Genomic DNA, 16,101 nt, shown 5'->3' on the forward strand with positions numbered 1-16,101 from the left:
AGGAGGTGGACAGTATGATTGATGAATCGCTAATTAAAATCGCTTTGACTTTGGAAAGTCAAGAAGGCGTTTTTCGTTATCTGTCTGAGCTGGTCGTTAAAGAAGGCTATGCGAAAGAAGCTGACGACGTTTTAAAAGCGTTAAAAGGCAGAGAAGCAGAAGGAACGACAGGAATGATGGACGGCTTTGCTATTCCTCATGCAAAATCAAGTACTATCACTAAGCCTGGCGTTGCCATCTTAAAACTGGCAGCAGGGATTGATTGGGAATCAATGGACGGAAAACCGGCTCAATATATTGTTGCCCTCTTTATTCCGGAGAACGAAGCCGGCACAACCCACTTAAAATTACTATCTCAGCTGGCGCGTTTGCTGATGAGGGATGATTTCAAAAAAGCTTTTGAAGCTGCTCAGACATCCAGTGAGTTAAAAGAGCTGCTCGAAGATCAATTGGGGGTCTGATTCAATATGTTTTTAATAGAAAGTAGGATGAAAAAAGTACTATGTTAACATTAACGCCTAACAAAAGAGCTTGTCTGGAAAAGATAAGCCGAAAGGGGATTATTTCCGCATTGGCATTTGATCAGCGTGGCGCTCTTCGCAAAATGATGGCACGTTATCAAGACAGCACCCCGGTGAGCGAACAGATGGTGCGTCTGAAAGCTTTGGTGTCTGAGGAACTGACAAAATACGCCTCATCTATCTTACTGGATCCAGAATACGGTCTTCCTGCTGCCAAAGTCAAGGATGAGCAGTCAGGACTCTTGATGGCTTACGAAAAAACAGGCTATGACACGACAACCACCAGCCGTCTGCCTGATTGCCTGCCGGAATGGTCAGTCAAACGTTTGAAAGAGCAGGGGGCTGATGCGGTTAAATTTCTGCTTTATTATGATGTTGATGGGAATTCCGACGTCAATCAGCAAAAGCAGGCCTATATCGAACGTATAGGGGCTGAGTGCCAGGCAGAAGATCTTCCTTTCTTCCTTGAAATTCTGACTTATGATGAAGGTATTGAAGACAAGAGCAGTGCTGATTTTGCCAAAGTAAAACCTTACAAGGTAAACGGTGCTATGACAGTCTTTTCTGACCCTCGGTTTAGAGTAGATGTTTTGAAAGTAGAAGTGCCGGTGGATATGCATTTTGTGGAAGGCTATGCTGATGGTGAAGTTCTTTTCACAAAAGCTGAAGCTGCTCAAGCCTTTCAGGAACAAGAGGATGCCACTGATCTACCTTATATTTACTTAAGTGCAGGGGTCAGTGCTCGGCTGTTTCAAGAAACCTTGGTATTTGCTCACGAAGCTGGTGCCCAATTCAACGGTGTTCTCTGCGGCCGGGCGACTTGGTCAGGCTGTGTGCCGGTTTATATTGAAAAAGGAGAAGCAGCAGCCAGAGATTGGCTGCGGACAGAAGGATTCAGAAATATTGACGAACTCAACAAGGTACTTGAAGAGACGGCCTCTCCCTGGGAAGCTAAAGTTCGTTGAGTTCCGGTCAATTACTAATTACTGATAGTCAAGAAGAGAAACTCAAACCTAGGTTTCTCTTTTTTGATGGCTGCTTATGTATTTACTGTGCAAAAAATTCGCAAGAGCTAGGGGCAAGTGTCGTGAACGCCCTTAAATATGTCGTGAATGGGGAAAATAGTTCTTGATTTTTCAATAAAATGACCATTCACGACCTATTTGATACCATTTACGACAATCACCACACAAACGGATCAAAATAAGTTATACTATGAGTGTTTCATGGCCAAGGGATAAGATCAAAAAATGAAAAAGGAGTTTTGGTATGAATACAATGATATTTGAACAATTTGAAGCAATGGATAGCCAAGCACTCGCTGCTGTTGAAGGCGGGAAGGTATTGGGTGGAGAAGCAGTTTCAGCAATTGGAATATGTGCCACTGCTTCAGCAGCTGTTGGAGGACTGGCAGGTGCAACTCTTATTACTCCATATTGCGTAGGCACTTGGGGATTGCTTAGAAAATAAGAAAGAAATAGAGGTGTATATGAATAATTACAGAAATTTAAATGACAATGAATTATCAGAAATTTTTGGGGGCAGTAAGAGAAATGGAGATTTATTTCTTTCCGGTGTTGCTGGTGCTGCTCAGGGTGTAACTGCTTGTGCGACTAATGGTATTATTGTTCCCGCCCATCTCGCAGTTTGTGGAGCGGTTGGTGCAGGTATGAATATAGTATTTCCTCATTAATTATGTGTACACGGAGTTACTAAACTTTGCTTATTTGTAGTTACTAGAAGCATAATAATGTATATGAAAAAATTAAGTTCTACTACTTTACGGTTCATCAGACTGGGAGCTAGCCTCATGGGGCTTTTAAATGCTCATCTTTGTATCTATGCTGTAGATAATAATAATGCTATATGGCTCTGGCTGCCGCTAGGTGTTTTGTCTGGATTATCTTTCGTGGTAACCTATGTTGCTTATAAAGAGATAAAAAGGCGTCCTATAGAAGAACAAAGCTTTACACAGTACCAAACTCAGATTGGTATACTCATAGTTGCATTTTTGACTTTTTTTCTTCTTTTATATGTAGCAGTTACCACTGGTGATGAAGCTCAACGAGCGGCCTTAATTATTGTTCTAATCATTTTAATTATTACTATCATTTGGAATTTGATAAGATTTATCAAATTACATAAAAAACACTAGATTGCTCGTTTAATTTTACTTATACAGGTGATAGAGGATTGGCTCTTAATATTGGTTGTTCGCAGTTTCTGAATGAATACAGTGGCTTTGTCTGGTTTGTCAGCCTATTTGGTAAAAAGGCAACTGGAAATGAGAGCTGAGCCCTTATTAATTTTTAATACACTCCAGCAATTGTAGCTGTATTAATGGCTTTGGCAATTGCTCTTATAGTTTTGATTTTCAAAATATTAAATAATACGGGTAATGATGTCAATAAGGTTTATTGGTTACTTATAGACACTGTCTTGCTAATCTTCTATGGAAATAGTACAGATCTGTATAAAGAATTTAAGAGAAGAAAGAAAAAGATTTTAGAAAATAAAGTACAGAAGTAAATTTATGTGGCAGGTATTTTAGTAACCTTGTCTTAGAAGTCAGACAGAAAAGCTAAAGATTGAGGTGTTTTTTCTATGTTATAATGTTATTGATAACATTTTTAGAAAGCAACGATATGCCTCAGACAAACCTTGATATTGACAAATACCATGAATTAGCCCTGCAAAAGCAAAAGGAGCACCGTCTCTTTTTGGCGACATTGAAGAAAAAAGCCCCGAAAAATTTAGACAGAATTGTTCAGGAAGTGCACAGCCAAGTATTTGAGGAAATTGACTGTACAGCCTGTGCCAATTGCTGCAGAACTTTGGGGCCGCTATTCACAGAAGCTGACATCACCAGAATTGCCAAGCACTTTCGCATGAGACTTCCGGTTTTTGAAGATTTGTATCTGCGCGTGGATGAAGATGGCGATAAGGTTTTCAAAAGTATGCCCTGTCCCTTCTTAGGTGATGACAATCTCTGTTCTATTTATGACATGCGCCCTAAAGCCTGCCGCGAATTTCCGCATACAGACCGTAAAAAGATTTACCAGATTAATCACCTGACCCTAAAAAATACCTTAACCTGCCCAGCTGCCTATCTTTTTGTGGAAAAGCTGAAAGAGAGGCTATAAGGCTGTTTGGGAAAAGAGCTAGCTGATTTCTTCAATTCTAGCTTGGAGCGGTATTATCATCGGTAACCACTGTCTTGTTTGGTTATGGTTTGAGAGTTATGTGTGATTTTCTGAGTGTAAGAAAAATTTTTGGATGATGTTGTATGTAATAGGAATGTTACTCCTTATCTACTTGCTTGACATTTTCATCTGTTAGCATAAGAATATTAGTCAGTTTATTTATCTGCAATCCAATAGTAATAAAGGAGGACTCGCAATGCTCTCCATATATATATTAGAAGATGATTTTCAGCAGCAAAGCCGCCTTGAATCTGTTATCAAAAGTTATGGTCATGAAACAGACACTCCCTATCGGCTGAAGGTGCATGGGAAGTCCGAACAGCTATTAGAGGCTATCTCTGTTAAGGGCAGCAATCAGGTCTTTTTTCCAGATATTGAGATTAAAGAGGAGACCAAGAAGGGATTAGAGGTTGCTAAGGCTATTCGTGAGATGGACCAATCGGCTGTTATTGTTTTTGTAACGACACACTCGGAGTATATGCCTCTGACTTTTCAGTATCAGGTTTCGGCCTTGGACTTTATTGATAAGAATGTTAATGAAGAATTGTACAAGCAAAAGATTTTTGATACCCTCAATTATGCTAAGAGCAACTTTAGTACTAAAAAGGAAGGTCTCTTTATTTTTGAAAATCGTTTCAGCCGTATTCGGCTGTCTTATGATGAAATTTACTTTATTGAAACTTCAGAAACAGTCCATAAGCTTATCCTTCATGGTAAATACGACTATATGGAATTTTATGGTACGATTGCAGAGATTGCTGAAAAAACAGCTCTGGTCAGGTGTCATCGTTCTTTTGCGTTAAATCCTCAAAATATGACTCATGTGGATAAAACGAAAGGCCTTGTTTATTTTCCTAATGGTGAGAAATGCAGTGTTAGTAAAAAGAACCTCAAAAAAATCACTCAGCTGATGTCTAACCAAAAGGGTGGGGTAAAGTGATATGGCGGTAGTGATCTCCTTGTATATTTCAAGAATAGTTGTATTGCTGACCAGTTTATTCATTCTGAAAAGAAATACCAAAATAAGCTATTGAAAAAAAGACTTAATTGTCTTTTTTCTGATTAGTTTGCTCTTATATGTCCCCTTATCCAATGTTTATTATTTAGATTATTTTTTTGATCTCTCTCTTTTATATTGGCTATACTCAAGAAGCCGTCAGCACTACGAAATACGTTGGGTGAAAATTTTTATTGTGCTTTACTCTAGAGGAATATATGAACTTACGGCTCGCTTTTATTCCTTGAACGTCATTAGTCAGATATATCCAAGTGTCACCAAAATAACGGGAGCAGATGTCATTGCGTCACCGGTATTGATATTAGTCCAATGCCTGTTAGCAGTGGCAACGAATGAATTGTTTATAAGAATTTTAAAAGTAGATTTTGTAAAATTTCAAAAATTATCAGCTTATAATAATGTATTAAAGATATTCCGAGCCACCTCAGTCTTGTTATTGATTTATTACAGTACGCAATGGTTAAGCTATATATTATTCAATTTTTTTGGCGTAATAAGTAAAAATACTGAACTGACTATTCGGCAGTATATTTCTTTAATCGCTATGTTTACTTTGATATTCTTTGTTGTCAGACTGAACCAAAGGGTAAATGAGGGACTGGAAGAAGAACTCCTTCAAAAAGAAGAAGAGCAATATAACAATTTAATAGCTTATACCCACCAGATTGAGTCCCTGTACAATGATTTGCGTGCCTTTCGGCATGACTATACAAACATTCTGGCCAGTTTGCAATATAGCATTAACCAAGGAGACTTAGAGAGTATCCGGCAAATCTATGAGGGCATCTTAAGTGAGACTTCTGACTATGTACAATCGCCAAAGTTTGATATAGGAGATCTTTCCTTGATTGAAGATGAAGCCATTAAAAGTGTAGTGCTGTCCAAGATCAATCAGGCTCACTATAAAGGTCTCGATCTAACCCTTGAGATTGTTAGCCCTATAGGCAAACCCAATATGCCTTTAGTAGATTTTATCCGTATTATCTCTATCCTTATGGATAATGCTATCGAGGCTGCTCAAGGGACAAAAGACCACCTCCTGCAATTTTCCTATTTTAAGGACGGCAACAAGACGGTTCTTATTGTTGGTAATTCCTTAGATGATTATTCTGAAAAGATCAATTTAAACCAATTATATGAGCTCGGCAGCTCTAGCAAGGGGGAGAACCGAGGAACCGGACTAGCCAATGTTAAACAGCTGATTTCCCAATTTCCCCACCTTAATTTAAAGACACATAGGCGGACTAATTATTTTCGTCAGACTCTGGAAATATGGGAAGAAGAGATGGGTTAAAGATGATAAGGAATAAAAAATCTGTGAAGGAGTTTGTCTTCACAGATTTTTTATTTAAACCTAACTAGCGATTCCCTTTTTCTTTGTGATAATTAGCACTGGATCGCTTTTGCAGTAACGCTGTGGTATCAAGAAACCCTAGACTAATACTGCCTTCTCTTCCGCCATTTACTTGAGAGAGTTCATAGTTAGTGAGTATTTCATAGTGATTAAGGAATGTAAATATTTCTATTTTTTATTTGTCGGGGTGCTGGACCAATTCTTTTTACCTTTCCATTCTTTCATAAATCTGCCTTCACTATACCAAAAAAATTACAAGAATTGGAATGAATGTCGTGAACGCCCTGAAATATGTCGTGAATGGGGAAAATAGCTCTTGATTTTTCAATAAAATGACCATTCACGACCTATTTGATACCATTTACGACAATCACCACACAAACAGATTAAAATAAGTTATACTATAGGTGTTTCTTGGCCAAGGAACAAAATCAAAAATGAAAAAGGAGTTTTGTTATGAATACACAAGCATTTGAGCAATTTGAGACAATGGACATGGATCTGCTTTCCAAAATTGCTGGCGGAGGCACGGGAGCTTGTTTGGCATCTGCAGCAACCGCATTAGGACTCGGGGCTGCAACGATTGGCTCATCTGTTGTACCGGCTGCAGCAATGTATTTGGGAGCACAAGCCTTTGCTACTGCTGCAAACTACCATTATTGTACACACTAATATCGCTGAAAAATGACTTTGATTAAATAAAATGAGAAATAATAATAAACTAGTTTCACTTGGCTTGTTGCCACTACCATTTGTTCTTGCCTGGCTGCTGTGGCCTATTTCGAAAATTTTGGCTATTATAGGATTCATACTGGTTACGGTAGCAAATATTTTGCTTTATTTTTCGGATAATAAATGATACAAAAAGACATATCTAAAGAACTTTGTAATGCCATAGATATTGTAATATTGCTAGTCATTTCTGACATAACCGCTGGTAAATTAATTATACAATTTCTTAAAATATTTGTGCAGTTATTGTAGGAAGATCTATTTAATTAAAACAATTTTCTATCTATTATTAAGGGTGGAAAAATGGAGGGCGCCTGTTTAAGTGCAGGAGCGCTTGCATCATCTGCCCTACCAGTTGTTTCAATGTATCTCGGAGTGCAAGCTGTAGCTATTGGTGCAACTCTTTATTCTTGTTTGGGATGATAGCTAACTTTAAAGAATGGAGCGAATTTGAAAATGAAAAAAGGAAATCACAGACGACAAGCACTGGTACTTATGCCGGCTGCCTTTATGCTTGCTTGGGGCATGGGGCGGACCTGCTGGCATGGCAGCAGGATGCGCAGTAGGTATTGTAGAATCTTTTTTCTAGGACTATAACTAACTTCTATGGAACTCATTATTAAAGTTATTATCTTTTTCTTCTTTTTATTAATTTCAGTTTGTTTAAAAAAAAGAAAATGGTTCAATGATAAACAATTCTATTCGTTTGTTGTTGTTTTATTCATGATATTATTTAGCTATTACTTATTTGAGATTATAATAACATTTATAGAGTAAAGGTATTTATGCAATTAAGAAAATACCATCGTTCTATGTACGTTGATAATCCTGTTGCTAGGTGCCACAGTTTTAATGACTTCAAATTATTTATGGTAAATAGCGTTTGCAATTATTGGTATATTACTGTATTTAGCTGGTCTAGTAGTAAAATTTTGGAAGAAAAAGTAGGTTTGTATTGTACAATAACAGATGAAAAATAGTTATTGTACACTACTCAATATCTTAGAATCTAGGACAAACAGCTATAATGACTGTCTGTCCTGCTCTCTTTTACTGCTCACGACAAAATAAGGACCAGTCATGACACAGGAGGGCATGGTTTGAAAATTAGGATAATATCATCGGTTTGCCAAGCAGCTAAAATTAAATATTATGAAAACACAAGCATTTAAACCGTTTGAAGCAAATGGATAAAGATATAATTTCTGGAATTGCCGGCGGAGGCACGGGAGCTTGGGATGATAGATGTAATGAATCGAGTTTAAAAATGAAAAAAGGAAATCACAGACGACAGGCACTGGTACTTATGCCGGCTGCCTTTATGCTTGCCTGGGTGCTGTGGCCTATTTCAAAAATTCTAGCAGTTATAGGTTTTACAGTATTTACAGCTGCCAATATTTTATCCTATTTTTTAGAAAACTAATATAGAAATGAAGTGCCTTCTCTAAGAATTACTGATACAGTTCCTTAGTTATACAGCGCCTTGTTTTCATATTTGTGAATTTTTAAAAACGTCAATCAAAATGGTAAGATAAGATTGAAGAAATTCCTAAAGGTTTCCCTAGTCTTAGTTTTATTTTGGGGTGAGCACTTTGTCGATTAGTATTAATTTTTACCTTTCTTCTCATGATTATCATTCCAATTTTGAAAGAAAAATAATTATATTTGATAAACGGAGGTCATATTGTACCCCCTAAAAGTTAGTTTTTGTATCTAACTTTTAGGTGGGTACAGGAAGGCTTCCGCTTTTTACAAGTATGTGATTTTAGATCAAAGGCAGGATAATAACCACCGATTTTTAAAATCACAAACTAATGAAAGGAAAAGTTATTTATGAATCACTATAAATCATTATTGCTATTATCAGCGGTAGCTTTGTTATTAGCAGGAGGTAGGATTTTCGCTGACGAAGTGAGTCAAAGTGTTGACCAAGGGCAAGTACCTGCAGCCGCTGCGCAAACCGATAGTCAAGAAAATCAACAAACTACGGAGCAGCAGATTCTTCCAGCTGAGACGAATCACCAACAGCAACAAGACTTGACTGCTTCTGAGGAGATTTTACAAGCTCAGGATGTTACAGAGAATCAGGATCAAACACCTACCTCCTTTGATCAAGAAGCCTCAAATCAGGCGGTTGAAGAACAACAGAGTCAACAAGCTTCTGTTATTACGGAATCTCAGGCGGCTACAGCAGCGAAAGAGAGTGAGAGTACAGAAGGTCAAGAGTCCCTATCTATAGAAGAATACGAGGCAAATGTTGCCGACCTCAAACAAGTCACCATGGCTGATGTCTATGACATGTTTGATGACCAGGATGGTAATTACACCCTCTATATTGGTCGGCCAACTTGCCATTATTGTCGCGATTTCTCGCCAGTTGTTAAAGAGTTTTATGGAATGACTGGTGGACAGGTCTATTATCTCAATACCGATAATCCGGACTTTACACCAGCTTCTAAAGATTTTTTGAGAGGAAAGATTGGGGAATATGCAACACCGACTATCCTGCATCTGGAGAAGGGACAAATTGTCTCTGGTCAGTTAGGCAGCGGTGGAACCGCTCAGGAACTGTACAATAAAGTCTTTCCTGCAGTTAGTAATGAACAAGCTGATGAAGTACAAACACCGGCTGCACAAGATACCGCCCCTCCTAAAATAGCTCCTGAACCAGCCAATGCAGATCCAGCTCCAACGACTGTTCCAGAACAATCTTTAACAGAGAATAAGGAGAAGCAGGTAAGTAGTGAGACGACATTTGACAGTAGTCATTTTCTTAAACAGGTGCTTGAACAAGCAAAATCATGGCTAACAAGCATTTTAGAAAAATGGAAGGCTTAAAGAGTAAAAGGTTATGATTAAGTCAACTTCAGCAGTGGCCATACAGTAGAAAAACTTGTCACAAAGCTTTGTGACAAGTTTCCATGGTCTGTCTGTGAATTGTAAAGAGCAGCTCTTTGGCTTTGGTACTGCTGATGTCAGGGTGTTTAAGCCATTCAAAGATAAAGCCGGCGATGGAAGAAGCCAGATAAGCATTGTTGAGACGGACAGCAGGACTGTCTCCTTTTTTCGATAGTTTTTGTGATCCAAGCATACACTTTTCAAAAATGGTATCAGTAAACTGCTTAAGAAAAAGCCCCTTGTCGCGTGCAGCCAGAATACCGATAGCTTTCTTATTTCTAGAAATACTGTCAATGATGCTATTAGTATAGGCCCGGTTTACGCTGTCATCAACTTGGCTGATGTGACTGACACGCGTTTCAAAAGCATCAGCCAGGTTGTCTAAAATATCTGCCACAATGGTTTGATAAAGATCTTCTTTGACTTCATAGTGCAGATAGAAAGTATTGCGGCTGCATTGTGCTTGTTTGCAGATATCTTTAACCGTGATGTCATGGCAAGGTTTCTCCTCAATCAGTGTCAAATAGGCACTTTTGAGGTTTTTTTCTGTTTTGAGATATCTCAGGTCATTTTTATTCATAGGGCACCTCTTACTTATAGGACATTATACCATATAAAAGCAACTTATAGGACATTTATACCTCATTTGACTATTGATTGGACAAAAGAAAACCCTTACAATAAAGCTGTAAAATAAATCACAAAGAGGTAATGACAAATGAATCGTGTTTCTGAAATCTTAGGTATCAAAAATCCTGTCATCCAAGGTCCGCTAAACTGGCTGACGGATGGGAAATATGCTGCTGCAGTAAGCTAAGCTGGGGGTCTAGGCGTCCTTGGCTTTAACGCAGGACAGAAGGAAGCTGTCTACACAGTTGACGAAACTGTTGAAAATATGCGTCGGGAAATTCGTATCGCCCGCGAATTAACTGATAAACCATTAGGGCTGAATGTATCACCAACAGTTGAAGGTGAAGAGGATATGTTCGGAAGAGCTATGCTTGATTTGATGGTAGAAGAAGGTGTGCAAGCAGCCATAATGGTTGGAGATTTTTCACCTTATTGGACAAAACAATACCATGATAATAATATTAAAGTCGTTTTTAGAGCGCATACACCAACCGTTGAAAACACGGAAGAAGCTGTTGAAGGCGGTGCTGATATTATCGTGGCAACTGGCTTTGACGAAGGCGGAACAGTTCCTAATAATGTGATTGGTACATTTTCAATTGTTCCCTTGATTGTTGATGCAGCCAAAGGCCGTGTTCCAGTCATGGCAGCTGGAGGGATTGCTGACGAGAGAACAGCAGAAGCTGCATTTGTGCTGGGAGCAGAAGGGCTCTTTGTTGGGACAGCCTTTATGATGGCAGAGGAATCCGTTTTAGCAGGAAATATTAAAGAAATGGCTCTTGAATCAGATGCTACAGATTTGCTGATGTATCGTACGGTTCCATCTTTCTATCGTTCATTACGGGGAGAACTTCCTGAGAAGTTACTAGAAATGAGCAAGGCCGGTGCTACAGAAGAAGAAATTTACGAGGCTCAGCATGCTTATGACGGTATGCGTGACGGCATGCTCTTTGGAGATCTCAGCAAAGGCTATGCCTCATTCGGACTTGGAATTTCCTTTATTGAAAAAGTCGAACCTGTTCAAGTGATTATGGATCGCTTAGTCAAGAATATTGGTAAATTCTTATAAAAAGAATAGAAGATTCCCGAAAAGGAATCTTCTATTTGTGTAGACTATTGTTGAAATCTAGACGCTATTCTGATGCTTTTCTAAAATAGAAATTAGTCCTTGGTGCGCATCTAATAGATTTTGTGCGATTTCTGGTGTCAAGTCAGAGATTTGAGCAAAACATTTTGATAATTGTTCTGTAATGATAGGGTGGTGGGACCAGGCTTTTTCAGTTAGTTGTACTATAAGTTGACGCTTGTCCTTATCAGGACGCAGACGAAGAATCCAGCCACCATCTTCTAAGCGTTTCAGTAATGGTGTCAATGTATTACTTGCTAGATTCAACTGTTGCCCCAGGGATTGGAGATTTTGACCATTCTTTTCCCATAGAACCACGAGAACCAAGTATTGGGTATAGGTTAGATTGAAACTAGCTAAAGCTTTTTTGTAAAATTGATGAAAAAAGCGATTGATATGGTAAAAAGAATAGCAGAGTTGATGAGATAGGTTTGATGATTCAGACATGTGTTCTCCATTTCTATCGTGTGCGATATTATATAGCATATCACAAACAATAATGCTTGACAATTAGAATGGTAAAGCGTTACACTATTAATTAATCGCGAACGATTAAATTGCGCGAAAATAACTTATCTAAGAAAGTAGGAAGCCCATATGAAAAAAATATTTTCAACAAAAATGATTAACACCGGTGGACGTACAGGTGAAGTTCACGCACCAGATAACTCCATTCAATTTCAAATTGTGCAGCCTGGACAAAAAGTAGCAGGTGCAACTAACCCAGAACAATTGTTTGCGGCAGGATTTAGCAGTTGTTTTAACAGCGCCCTCAGCTATGTCTTATCTAGTCAACAATTGACAAATAAGGCCACAGTTTCTGCGACTGTTTCTATGTATAACGTCAGTACTGGACCAGTACCGGACGTGGTTCTTGGTGTCGATATTGAAGGTCATATTGACGGTTTACCACTTGATCAAGCGCAAGCCTTATTAGAAGAAGCGCATAAGGTTTGCCCATATTCTCGGGCAGTTTCGGGGAATATTGAAGTGACGGTCAAAGCAGTCTGAGAAATTATCGCTAACGTTCAAAAACGTAAAAGTATAAAACGGATATCTTTACGTTTTTATGATATAATGGAGTAAATTTAGGTGGTAAAATGATGTCCCCTAGAAAGGATATTCTTACCATGTCTTACAAATTCCTACTTTTTGAAATTGATACAAATTAAAAATTAATATCCCTTGAAATCACTTGGTTTCAAGGGATATTTGTCTATGTTGATATTTAGAAACAAATTAGACTAGACTGGTTCTTATTGAGTGGTTTTATAGTTTGATTGGTTTTTAGAAATCGTTTTAATAGTATTAAATCGTTAAAAAATATTACTGAAATAGCTAAGTTAGAGTTTTTGATTCAATTTTGAGGACAAATCTTGATTAGGTATTTAATAACAAAGTTTACGTGGTATAATATAATTAGAATGAATACAATCAAAGGCATAAAAAACTATGGGAAAATATGACGATGATTTTGGCTGGGGAACACTTTTAGGTGTTGGTGCTCTACTAGGTCTGCTCGGTTGGGCAAATTATAAAAGTTATAAAGCATCTGCTGAAGCTGATCGAAGAAGAAGGGAAATTCCAATTGTATGGTCAGCAGGCCTATCCGAAGAGGTTTTCGAGACTTTTTGTAGAAAATCCGCAAGGGAAATTAAAAGATTAAAGATAATTTCAACTGATGGTTTACATGTGAGATGCGAGGTGAAATCAAGTAGTGGAATTTCAACTTGGGAATTTAGTGCAGATTTTTATGATTATGGTAGTCTTTCAGGTAAATATTTTATAGGATATAAAGAAAATGATGATTCTACGATTCCAAAAGTATTTTTGGATAAAGTTGCTAGTAGAATAAGAGAAATCACTTATAACTATGAGGTAGCTGCTCCCTTGTCATCAGTAGATTTAATCGGACAAAACGTTAATGATGTGGAACATTTGTTTGTTAGTAGTGGCTACATAATGGTTCATACAACGCCCAAAGAGAAGGGGTTTTTTAGGTTGTTATCTAAAAACGGTACTGTGACCGAGGTAAGGATAGATGGTGTTTCAGAATTTTATAAAGATCAAATTTTCAGAAGTGGTAGTGTCGTGAACATCACCTATTTAAAAAATTAAACAACTCCTTGCTACTTAGTTGCTTAATGAAAAATACGAGAGGTAATAAAAAATGGATGAAGGGATCCTATATTTTGGACCAGATGATTATGAGATTATCGATATCGAAGGTTATGAGACTAGACCTAAAGGAGTTATTAGCAAACTCCCTGAAATTGCCAAACCATTATTACGTAATGCCGATATTATTTTTTCTAAAGTAGAGAATTTACTTTACACTGCGCCATCATTTATTAACGTAGTTAAAGCCACTATCCCTGAAGAAACGTTACAAGCTGTATTATCCAGGGAACAAAAAGAAGCGATAGCAAAAGGGGCTTTAAAATTAATGACCAAGAAAGATGGTTCATTAATGGCAACTTTGTTGAATACAGAAACTGGTAAAATTGCTGCCATAGTCCCTTTGAAATCTGTCAAACTCTCGCCAGAGATAACTCAAGCAACTACAAACTATGCCTCTCAACTTCAAATGGCTCAAATTGCAGAGCAGATTGAAAATATACAGCTTGCAATTGAAGATGTTAGAAAAGGACAAGAGTCTGATAGACTAGCCATAGCATATAGTTGTCAACAAAAATTATTACAGGCTAGAGAAATTGTAAATCCGCAGCTAAGGACGTCCATGTTGCTTCAAGTAATATCGGATGCTGAGGATAGTCGAAATCTCTTGATGCTTAGCCAGAAATCGAATGTTGCCTTTATACAAGAACAGCCCGAAGATACACTTGGGAAATTTATTAAAGGAGAAAAACAAAAGAAAATCGATACCAGAATTAATGAGATAAGAGATGGCCTATCAGCAGTTAACTTAGTTTCACTATCAGCTGCTATGGCTTATAATGAATTGGGTGAGGAAAAGGCCGCTCAAAAAAGTCTTGAGTACTTTGCCCATTTTCTTAATGTGACTTATTTAACTACACCTCATTTAATAGAAAGATTAGACTTGCTTGATCCATCTCCAACGAATTATTGGACTGAAGAACTGCCCAAAATTAAGAGTTCTATTCTGAATTTACCGAATAATAATTTAAGTAAAATAGAAACTGAGGAATTAATATGACAAACAGTAATACTTGTAAAAAATGTGGCAGAAAACTACCGATAGATTATAGATATAAGAAATGTGAATCATGCAGAAACAAGAATATTGACGGTCTTAAAAAGTTTGGAAAAGTAATTGGTGGAGTTGCTGTTACTGCCATTCCTGTCATATTAAACAATGCTTTTGGTGGTAAAGATAAAAGTTAAACAATGCACCCCCTTTTTTTAACCCTTGCACCCTAGAAAGGAAGTATCAATAGCTCACAGATCCTTGGACAGACAAAAGAAAAGTCAGACTCCAATCTACTGTACGCATGTACAATGATATTCGAAAGAATGACTTTCTCAAAATTGATAACCTTCAGTCCATCAGAACTATCTATGATCAGTTAACTGATGGTGAAATAGATAGCGAAGATATGCTGGATGGTGAGCTTTTCAGGGATAATCTGGTATCAATCATTGATGCTGTTAATAATAAGACCGAGCACGTCCCGCCCATATCTGAAAAACAAATCTTTGCCATGCTGCAATCATGGATTGGCTTTATCAATGATAAGACGGTGCCGGTGCTGATTAAGTCTTTTCTGGCTCACTATTTCTTTGAAAATGTCCATCCCTTCTATGATGGCAATGGCAGAACAGGCAGATATATCCTAGCAAGATATTTAGCCCGCAAACTTGATATCTACTCGGGTCTGGTCATCTCTCAAAGAATTAATCAGGAAAAGAGGAAATACTACGAAGCCTTTAACATCACCGGGGAAGCAGACAACAAGGGAGAAGGAACTTTCTTTGTCCAATCCCTAATGGAAATCCTCAAAAATGGTCAGCAGGACATTATCAATACGCTAGAAGAAAAGAAAGCTATCTTAGACGACTATTCTCACGATCTGGATCATTCTGATTACACTGAGCTCCAAAAGCGGATCCTCTATCTCTTACTCCAATCCAAGGTCTTTGTGGATGATCCAAATGAAGGCCTTTCAGACAATGACATCATAGAACTCCTCTCACATGACTTTGCCAAACTTGCTATCAAAAGAGAAATCGACCACTTGGAAAAAATCAATGTCATAAAACTAATCGCACAAAGGCCTAAAAAACATCTGCTCTTGTAAACCTCTCTAATTCAATATTTTCACAAGAATAAGAAATATGAAAAGTCGGAAGCAGCAGAACCACCAGCATTTCAATGAAGGTAGTTCTATTGCATGAAACTATGATTACTGGAAAAATAGATATTGGGAGATAATCATAAACTAGTTAAAGCAGCCCAAAATTAGGGGCTGTTTTTCAGATACTCAAGTAAAGAAAAAGACCCTCAATGAGGGTCTCAGACCGAAGACAAACTTCTTTTTGGAGGTTTGTCTTTTTTTAAAATTCTCCAGAAAGTATGTCCTGAGGTGACAATAACTAAGGCATTTACTTGAATTTGACCAAAATAAAAAGGCTTTCCT

At 37.8% G+C, this 16,101-nt stretch carries 18 protein-coding genes and 1 pseudogene; 17 read left to right on the forward strand and 2 right to left on the reverse strand.

What is annotated here, in order from left to right; all coding sequences use genetic code 11:
* Positions 1-14: 14 nt before the first annotated feature.
* The 11 genes from AC4HAF_RS06405 (at position 15) to AC4HAF_RS06455 (ending at position 9,666) form a co-directional block, all read left to right on the forward strand.
* A complete protein-coding gene (locus AC4HAF_RS06405; protein WP_491091232.1) occupies positions 15-461 on the forward strand; it encodes a PTS sugar transporter subunit IIA in 447 nt (148 codons plus the stop codon).
* Between the two features lie 41 nt (positions 462-502).
* Entirely contained in the window at positions 503-1,486 is a 984-nt protein-coding gene (lacD, locus tag AC4HAF_RS06410; RefSeq protein WP_491097121.1) for a tagatose-bisphosphate aldolase, read from the forward strand.
* 304 nt (positions 1,487-1,790) lie between these two features.
* Positions 1,791-1,991, forward strand: coding sequence for a Blp family class II bacteriocin (locus AC4HAF_RS06415; RefSeq protein ID WP_491091230.1), 201 nt, complete (start codon positions 1,791-1,793; stop codon positions 1,989-1,991).
* A 7-nt stretch (positions 1,992-1,998) separates the two neighbouring features.
* A complete protein-coding gene (locus tag AC4HAF_RS06420) occupies positions 1,999-2,214 on the forward strand; it encodes a Blp family class II bacteriocin (protein WP_491091581.1) in 216 nt (71 codons plus the stop codon).
* Positions 2,215-2,271: 57 nt separating this feature from the next.
* On the forward strand, positions 2,272-2,676 hold the full coding sequence (locus tag AC4HAF_RS06425) for a hypothetical protein (RefSeq protein ID WP_491097122.1): 405 nt from the start codon (positions 2,272-2,274) through the stop codon (positions 2,674-2,676).
* Positions 2,677-3,166: 490 nt separating this feature from the next.
* Positions 3,167-3,664, forward strand: coding sequence for a YkgJ family cysteine cluster protein (locus AC4HAF_RS06430; RefSeq protein WP_491097133.1), 498 nt, complete (start codon positions 3,167-3,169; stop codon positions 3,662-3,664).
* A 256-nt stretch (positions 3,665-3,920) separates the two neighbouring features.
* On the forward strand, positions 3,921-4,664 hold the full coding sequence (locus tag AC4HAF_RS06435; RefSeq protein WP_491097123.1) for a response regulator transcription factor: 744 nt from the start codon (positions 3,921-3,923) through the stop codon (positions 4,662-4,664).
* Positions 4,665-5,286: 622 nt separating this feature from the next.
* Positions 5,287-6,036 (forward strand): sensor histidine kinase, encoded by a 750-nt coding sequence (locus AC4HAF_RS06440; RefSeq protein ID WP_491097124.1) that lies wholly within the window; start codon positions 5,287-5,289, stop codon positions 6,034-6,036.
* A gap of 516 nt (positions 6,037-6,552) precedes the next feature.
* A complete protein-coding gene (locus AC4HAF_RS06445) occupies positions 6,553-6,768 on the forward strand; it encodes a Blp family class II bacteriocin (protein ID WP_491097125.1) in 216 nt (71 codons plus the stop codon).
* Positions 6,769-8,014: 1,246 nt separating this feature from the next.
* The gene (locus tag AC4HAF_RS06450) at positions 8,015-8,251 is read left to right on the forward strand and encodes a hypothetical protein (protein WP_491097126.1); all 237 of its coding nucleotides are present in this window, start codon (positions 8,015-8,017) and stop codon (positions 8,249-8,251) included.
* A 410-nt stretch (positions 8,252-8,661) separates the two neighbouring features.
* Positions 8,662-9,666, forward strand: coding sequence for a DUF6568 family protein (locus AC4HAF_RS06455; protein WP_491097127.1), 1,005 nt, complete (start codon positions 8,662-8,664; stop codon positions 9,664-9,666).
* 58 nt (positions 9,667-9,724) lie between these two features.
* Here AC4HAF_RS06455 and AC4HAF_RS06460 read toward each other — a convergent pair whose 3' ends face one another.
* Positions 9,725-10,306: a TetR/AcrR family transcriptional regulator gene (locus AC4HAF_RS06460; RefSeq protein WP_491097128.1), complete on the reverse strand. Its 582-nt coding sequence runs from the start codon at positions 10,304-10,306 to the stop codon at positions 9,725-9,727.
* A 249-nt stretch (positions 10,307-10,555) separates the two neighbouring features.
* Between AC4HAF_RS06460 and AC4HAF_RS06465 the strand changes: the two are divergent.
* A pseudogene (locus AC4HAF_RS06465) lies at positions 10,556-11,425 on the forward strand (NAD(P)H-dependent flavin oxidoreductase); the annotation flags it as partial.
* Positions 11,426-11,482: 57 nt separating this feature from the next.
* Here the strand turns inward: AC4HAF_RS06465 and AC4HAF_RS06470 are convergent.
* Positions 11,483-11,929, reverse strand: a complete 447-nt coding sequence (locus tag AC4HAF_RS06470) for a MarR family winged helix-turn-helix transcriptional regulator (RefSeq protein WP_491097129.1) — start codon at positions 11,927-11,929, stop codon at positions 11,483-11,485.
* A 150-nt stretch (positions 11,930-12,079) separates the two neighbouring features.
* On the opposite strand from AC4HAF_RS06470, the gene AC4HAF_RS06475 reads away from it, so the two are divergent.
* From AC4HAF_RS06475 to AC4HAF_RS06495, 5 genes are all read left to right on the forward strand, one after another.
* Positions 12,080-12,493: an Ohr family peroxiredoxin gene (locus AC4HAF_RS06475; RefSeq protein WP_491091221.1), complete on the forward strand. Its 414-nt coding sequence runs from the start codon at positions 12,080-12,082 to the stop codon at positions 12,491-12,493.
* Positions 12,494-12,934: 441 nt separating this feature from the next.
* The gene (locus AC4HAF_RS06480; RefSeq protein ID WP_491097130.1) at positions 12,935-13,600 is read left to right on the forward strand and encodes a hypothetical protein; all 666 of its coding nucleotides are present in this window, start codon (positions 12,935-12,937) and stop codon (positions 13,598-13,600) included.
* 52 nt (positions 13,601-13,652) lie between these two features.
* Positions 13,653-14,660 (forward strand): hypothetical protein, encoded by a 1,008-nt coding sequence (locus AC4HAF_RS06485; protein WP_491097131.1) that lies wholly within the window; start codon positions 13,653-13,655, stop codon positions 14,658-14,660.
* Positions 14,657-14,848 (forward strand): hypothetical protein, encoded by a 192-nt coding sequence (locus tag AC4HAF_RS06490; RefSeq protein WP_491091218.1) that lies wholly within the window; start codon positions 14,657-14,659, stop codon positions 14,846-14,848. Before AC4HAF_RS06485 ends, AC4HAF_RS06490 begins: the two co-directional genes overlap by 4 nt.
* Positions 14,849-14,955: 107 nt before the next feature.
* Positions 14,956-15,762 (forward strand): Fic family protein, encoded by an 807-nt coding sequence (locus AC4HAF_RS06495; RefSeq protein WP_491097132.1) that lies wholly within the window; start codon positions 14,956-14,958, stop codon positions 15,760-15,762.
* The last annotated feature ends 339 nt before the right edge of the window (positions 15,763-16,101 follow it).

The organism is Streptococcus sp. ELY_90 (assembly GCF_058314475.1).

What these genes read in the sequence shown, in the direction of transcription:
- AC4HAF_RS06405 (WP_491091232.1), top strand. Translation starts at nt 15, where the DNA reads ATGATTGATGAATCGCTAATTAAAATCGCTTTGACTTTGGAAAGTCAA.
- lacD (WP_491097121.1), top strand. Translation starts at nt 503, where the DNA reads ATGTTAACATTAACGCCTAACAAAAGAGCTTGTCTGGAAAAGATAAGC.
- AC4HAF_RS06415 (WP_491091230.1), top strand. Translation starts at nt 1,791, where the DNA reads ATGAATACAATGATATTTGAACAATTTGAAGCAATGGATAGCCAAGCA.
- AC4HAF_RS06425 (WP_491097122.1), top strand. Translation starts at nt 2,272, where the DNA reads ATGTATATGAAAAAATTAAGTTCTACTACTTTACGGTTCATCAGACTG.
- AC4HAF_RS06430 (WP_491097133.1), top strand. Translation starts at nt 3,167, where the DNA reads ATGCCTCAGACAAACCTTGATATTGACAAATACCATGAATTAGCCCTG.
- AC4HAF_RS06435 (WP_491097123.1), top strand. Translation starts at nt 3,921, where the DNA reads ATGCTCTCCATATATATATTAGAAGATGATTTTCAGCAGCAAAGCCGC.
- AC4HAF_RS06440 (WP_491097124.1), top strand. Translation starts at nt 5,287, where the DNA reads ATGTTTACTTTGATATTCTTTGTTGTCAGACTGAACCAAAGGGTAAAT.
- AC4HAF_RS06445 (WP_491097125.1), top strand. Translation starts at nt 6,553, where the DNA reads ATGAATACACAAGCATTTGAGCAATTTGAGACAATGGACATGGATCTG.
- AC4HAF_RS06450 (WP_491097126.1), top strand. Translation starts at nt 8,015, where the DNA reads ATGGATAAAGATATAATTTCTGGAATTGCCGGCGGAGGCACGGGAGCT.
- AC4HAF_RS06455 (WP_491097127.1), top strand. Translation starts at nt 8,662, where the DNA reads ATGAATCACTATAAATCATTATTGCTATTATCAGCGGTAGCTTTGTTA.
- AC4HAF_RS06460 (WP_491097128.1), bottom strand. Translation starts at nt 10,306, where the DNA reads ATGAATAAAAATGACCTGAGATATCTCAAAACAGAAAAAAACCTCAAA.
- AC4HAF_RS06470 (WP_491097129.1), bottom strand. Translation starts at nt 11,929, where the DNA reads ATGTCTGAATCATCAAACCTATCTCATCAACTCTGCTATTCTTTTTAC.
- AC4HAF_RS06475 (WP_491091221.1), top strand. Translation starts at nt 12,080, where the DNA reads ATGAAAAAAATATTTTCAACAAAAATGATTAACACCGGTGGACGTACA.
- AC4HAF_RS06480 (WP_491097130.1), top strand. Translation starts at nt 12,935, where the DNA reads ATGGGAAAATATGACGATGATTTTGGCTGGGGAACACTTTTAGGTGTT.
- AC4HAF_RS06485 (WP_491097131.1), top strand. Translation starts at nt 13,653, where the DNA reads ATGGATGAAGGGATCCTATATTTTGGACCAGATGATTATGAGATTATC.
- AC4HAF_RS06490 (WP_491091218.1), top strand. Translation starts at nt 14,657, where the DNA reads ATGACAAACAGTAATACTTGTAAAAAATGTGGCAGAAAACTACCGATA.
- AC4HAF_RS06495 (WP_491097132.1), top strand. Translation starts at nt 14,956, where the DNA reads ATGTACAATGATATTCGAAAGAATGACTTTCTCAAAATTGATAACCTT.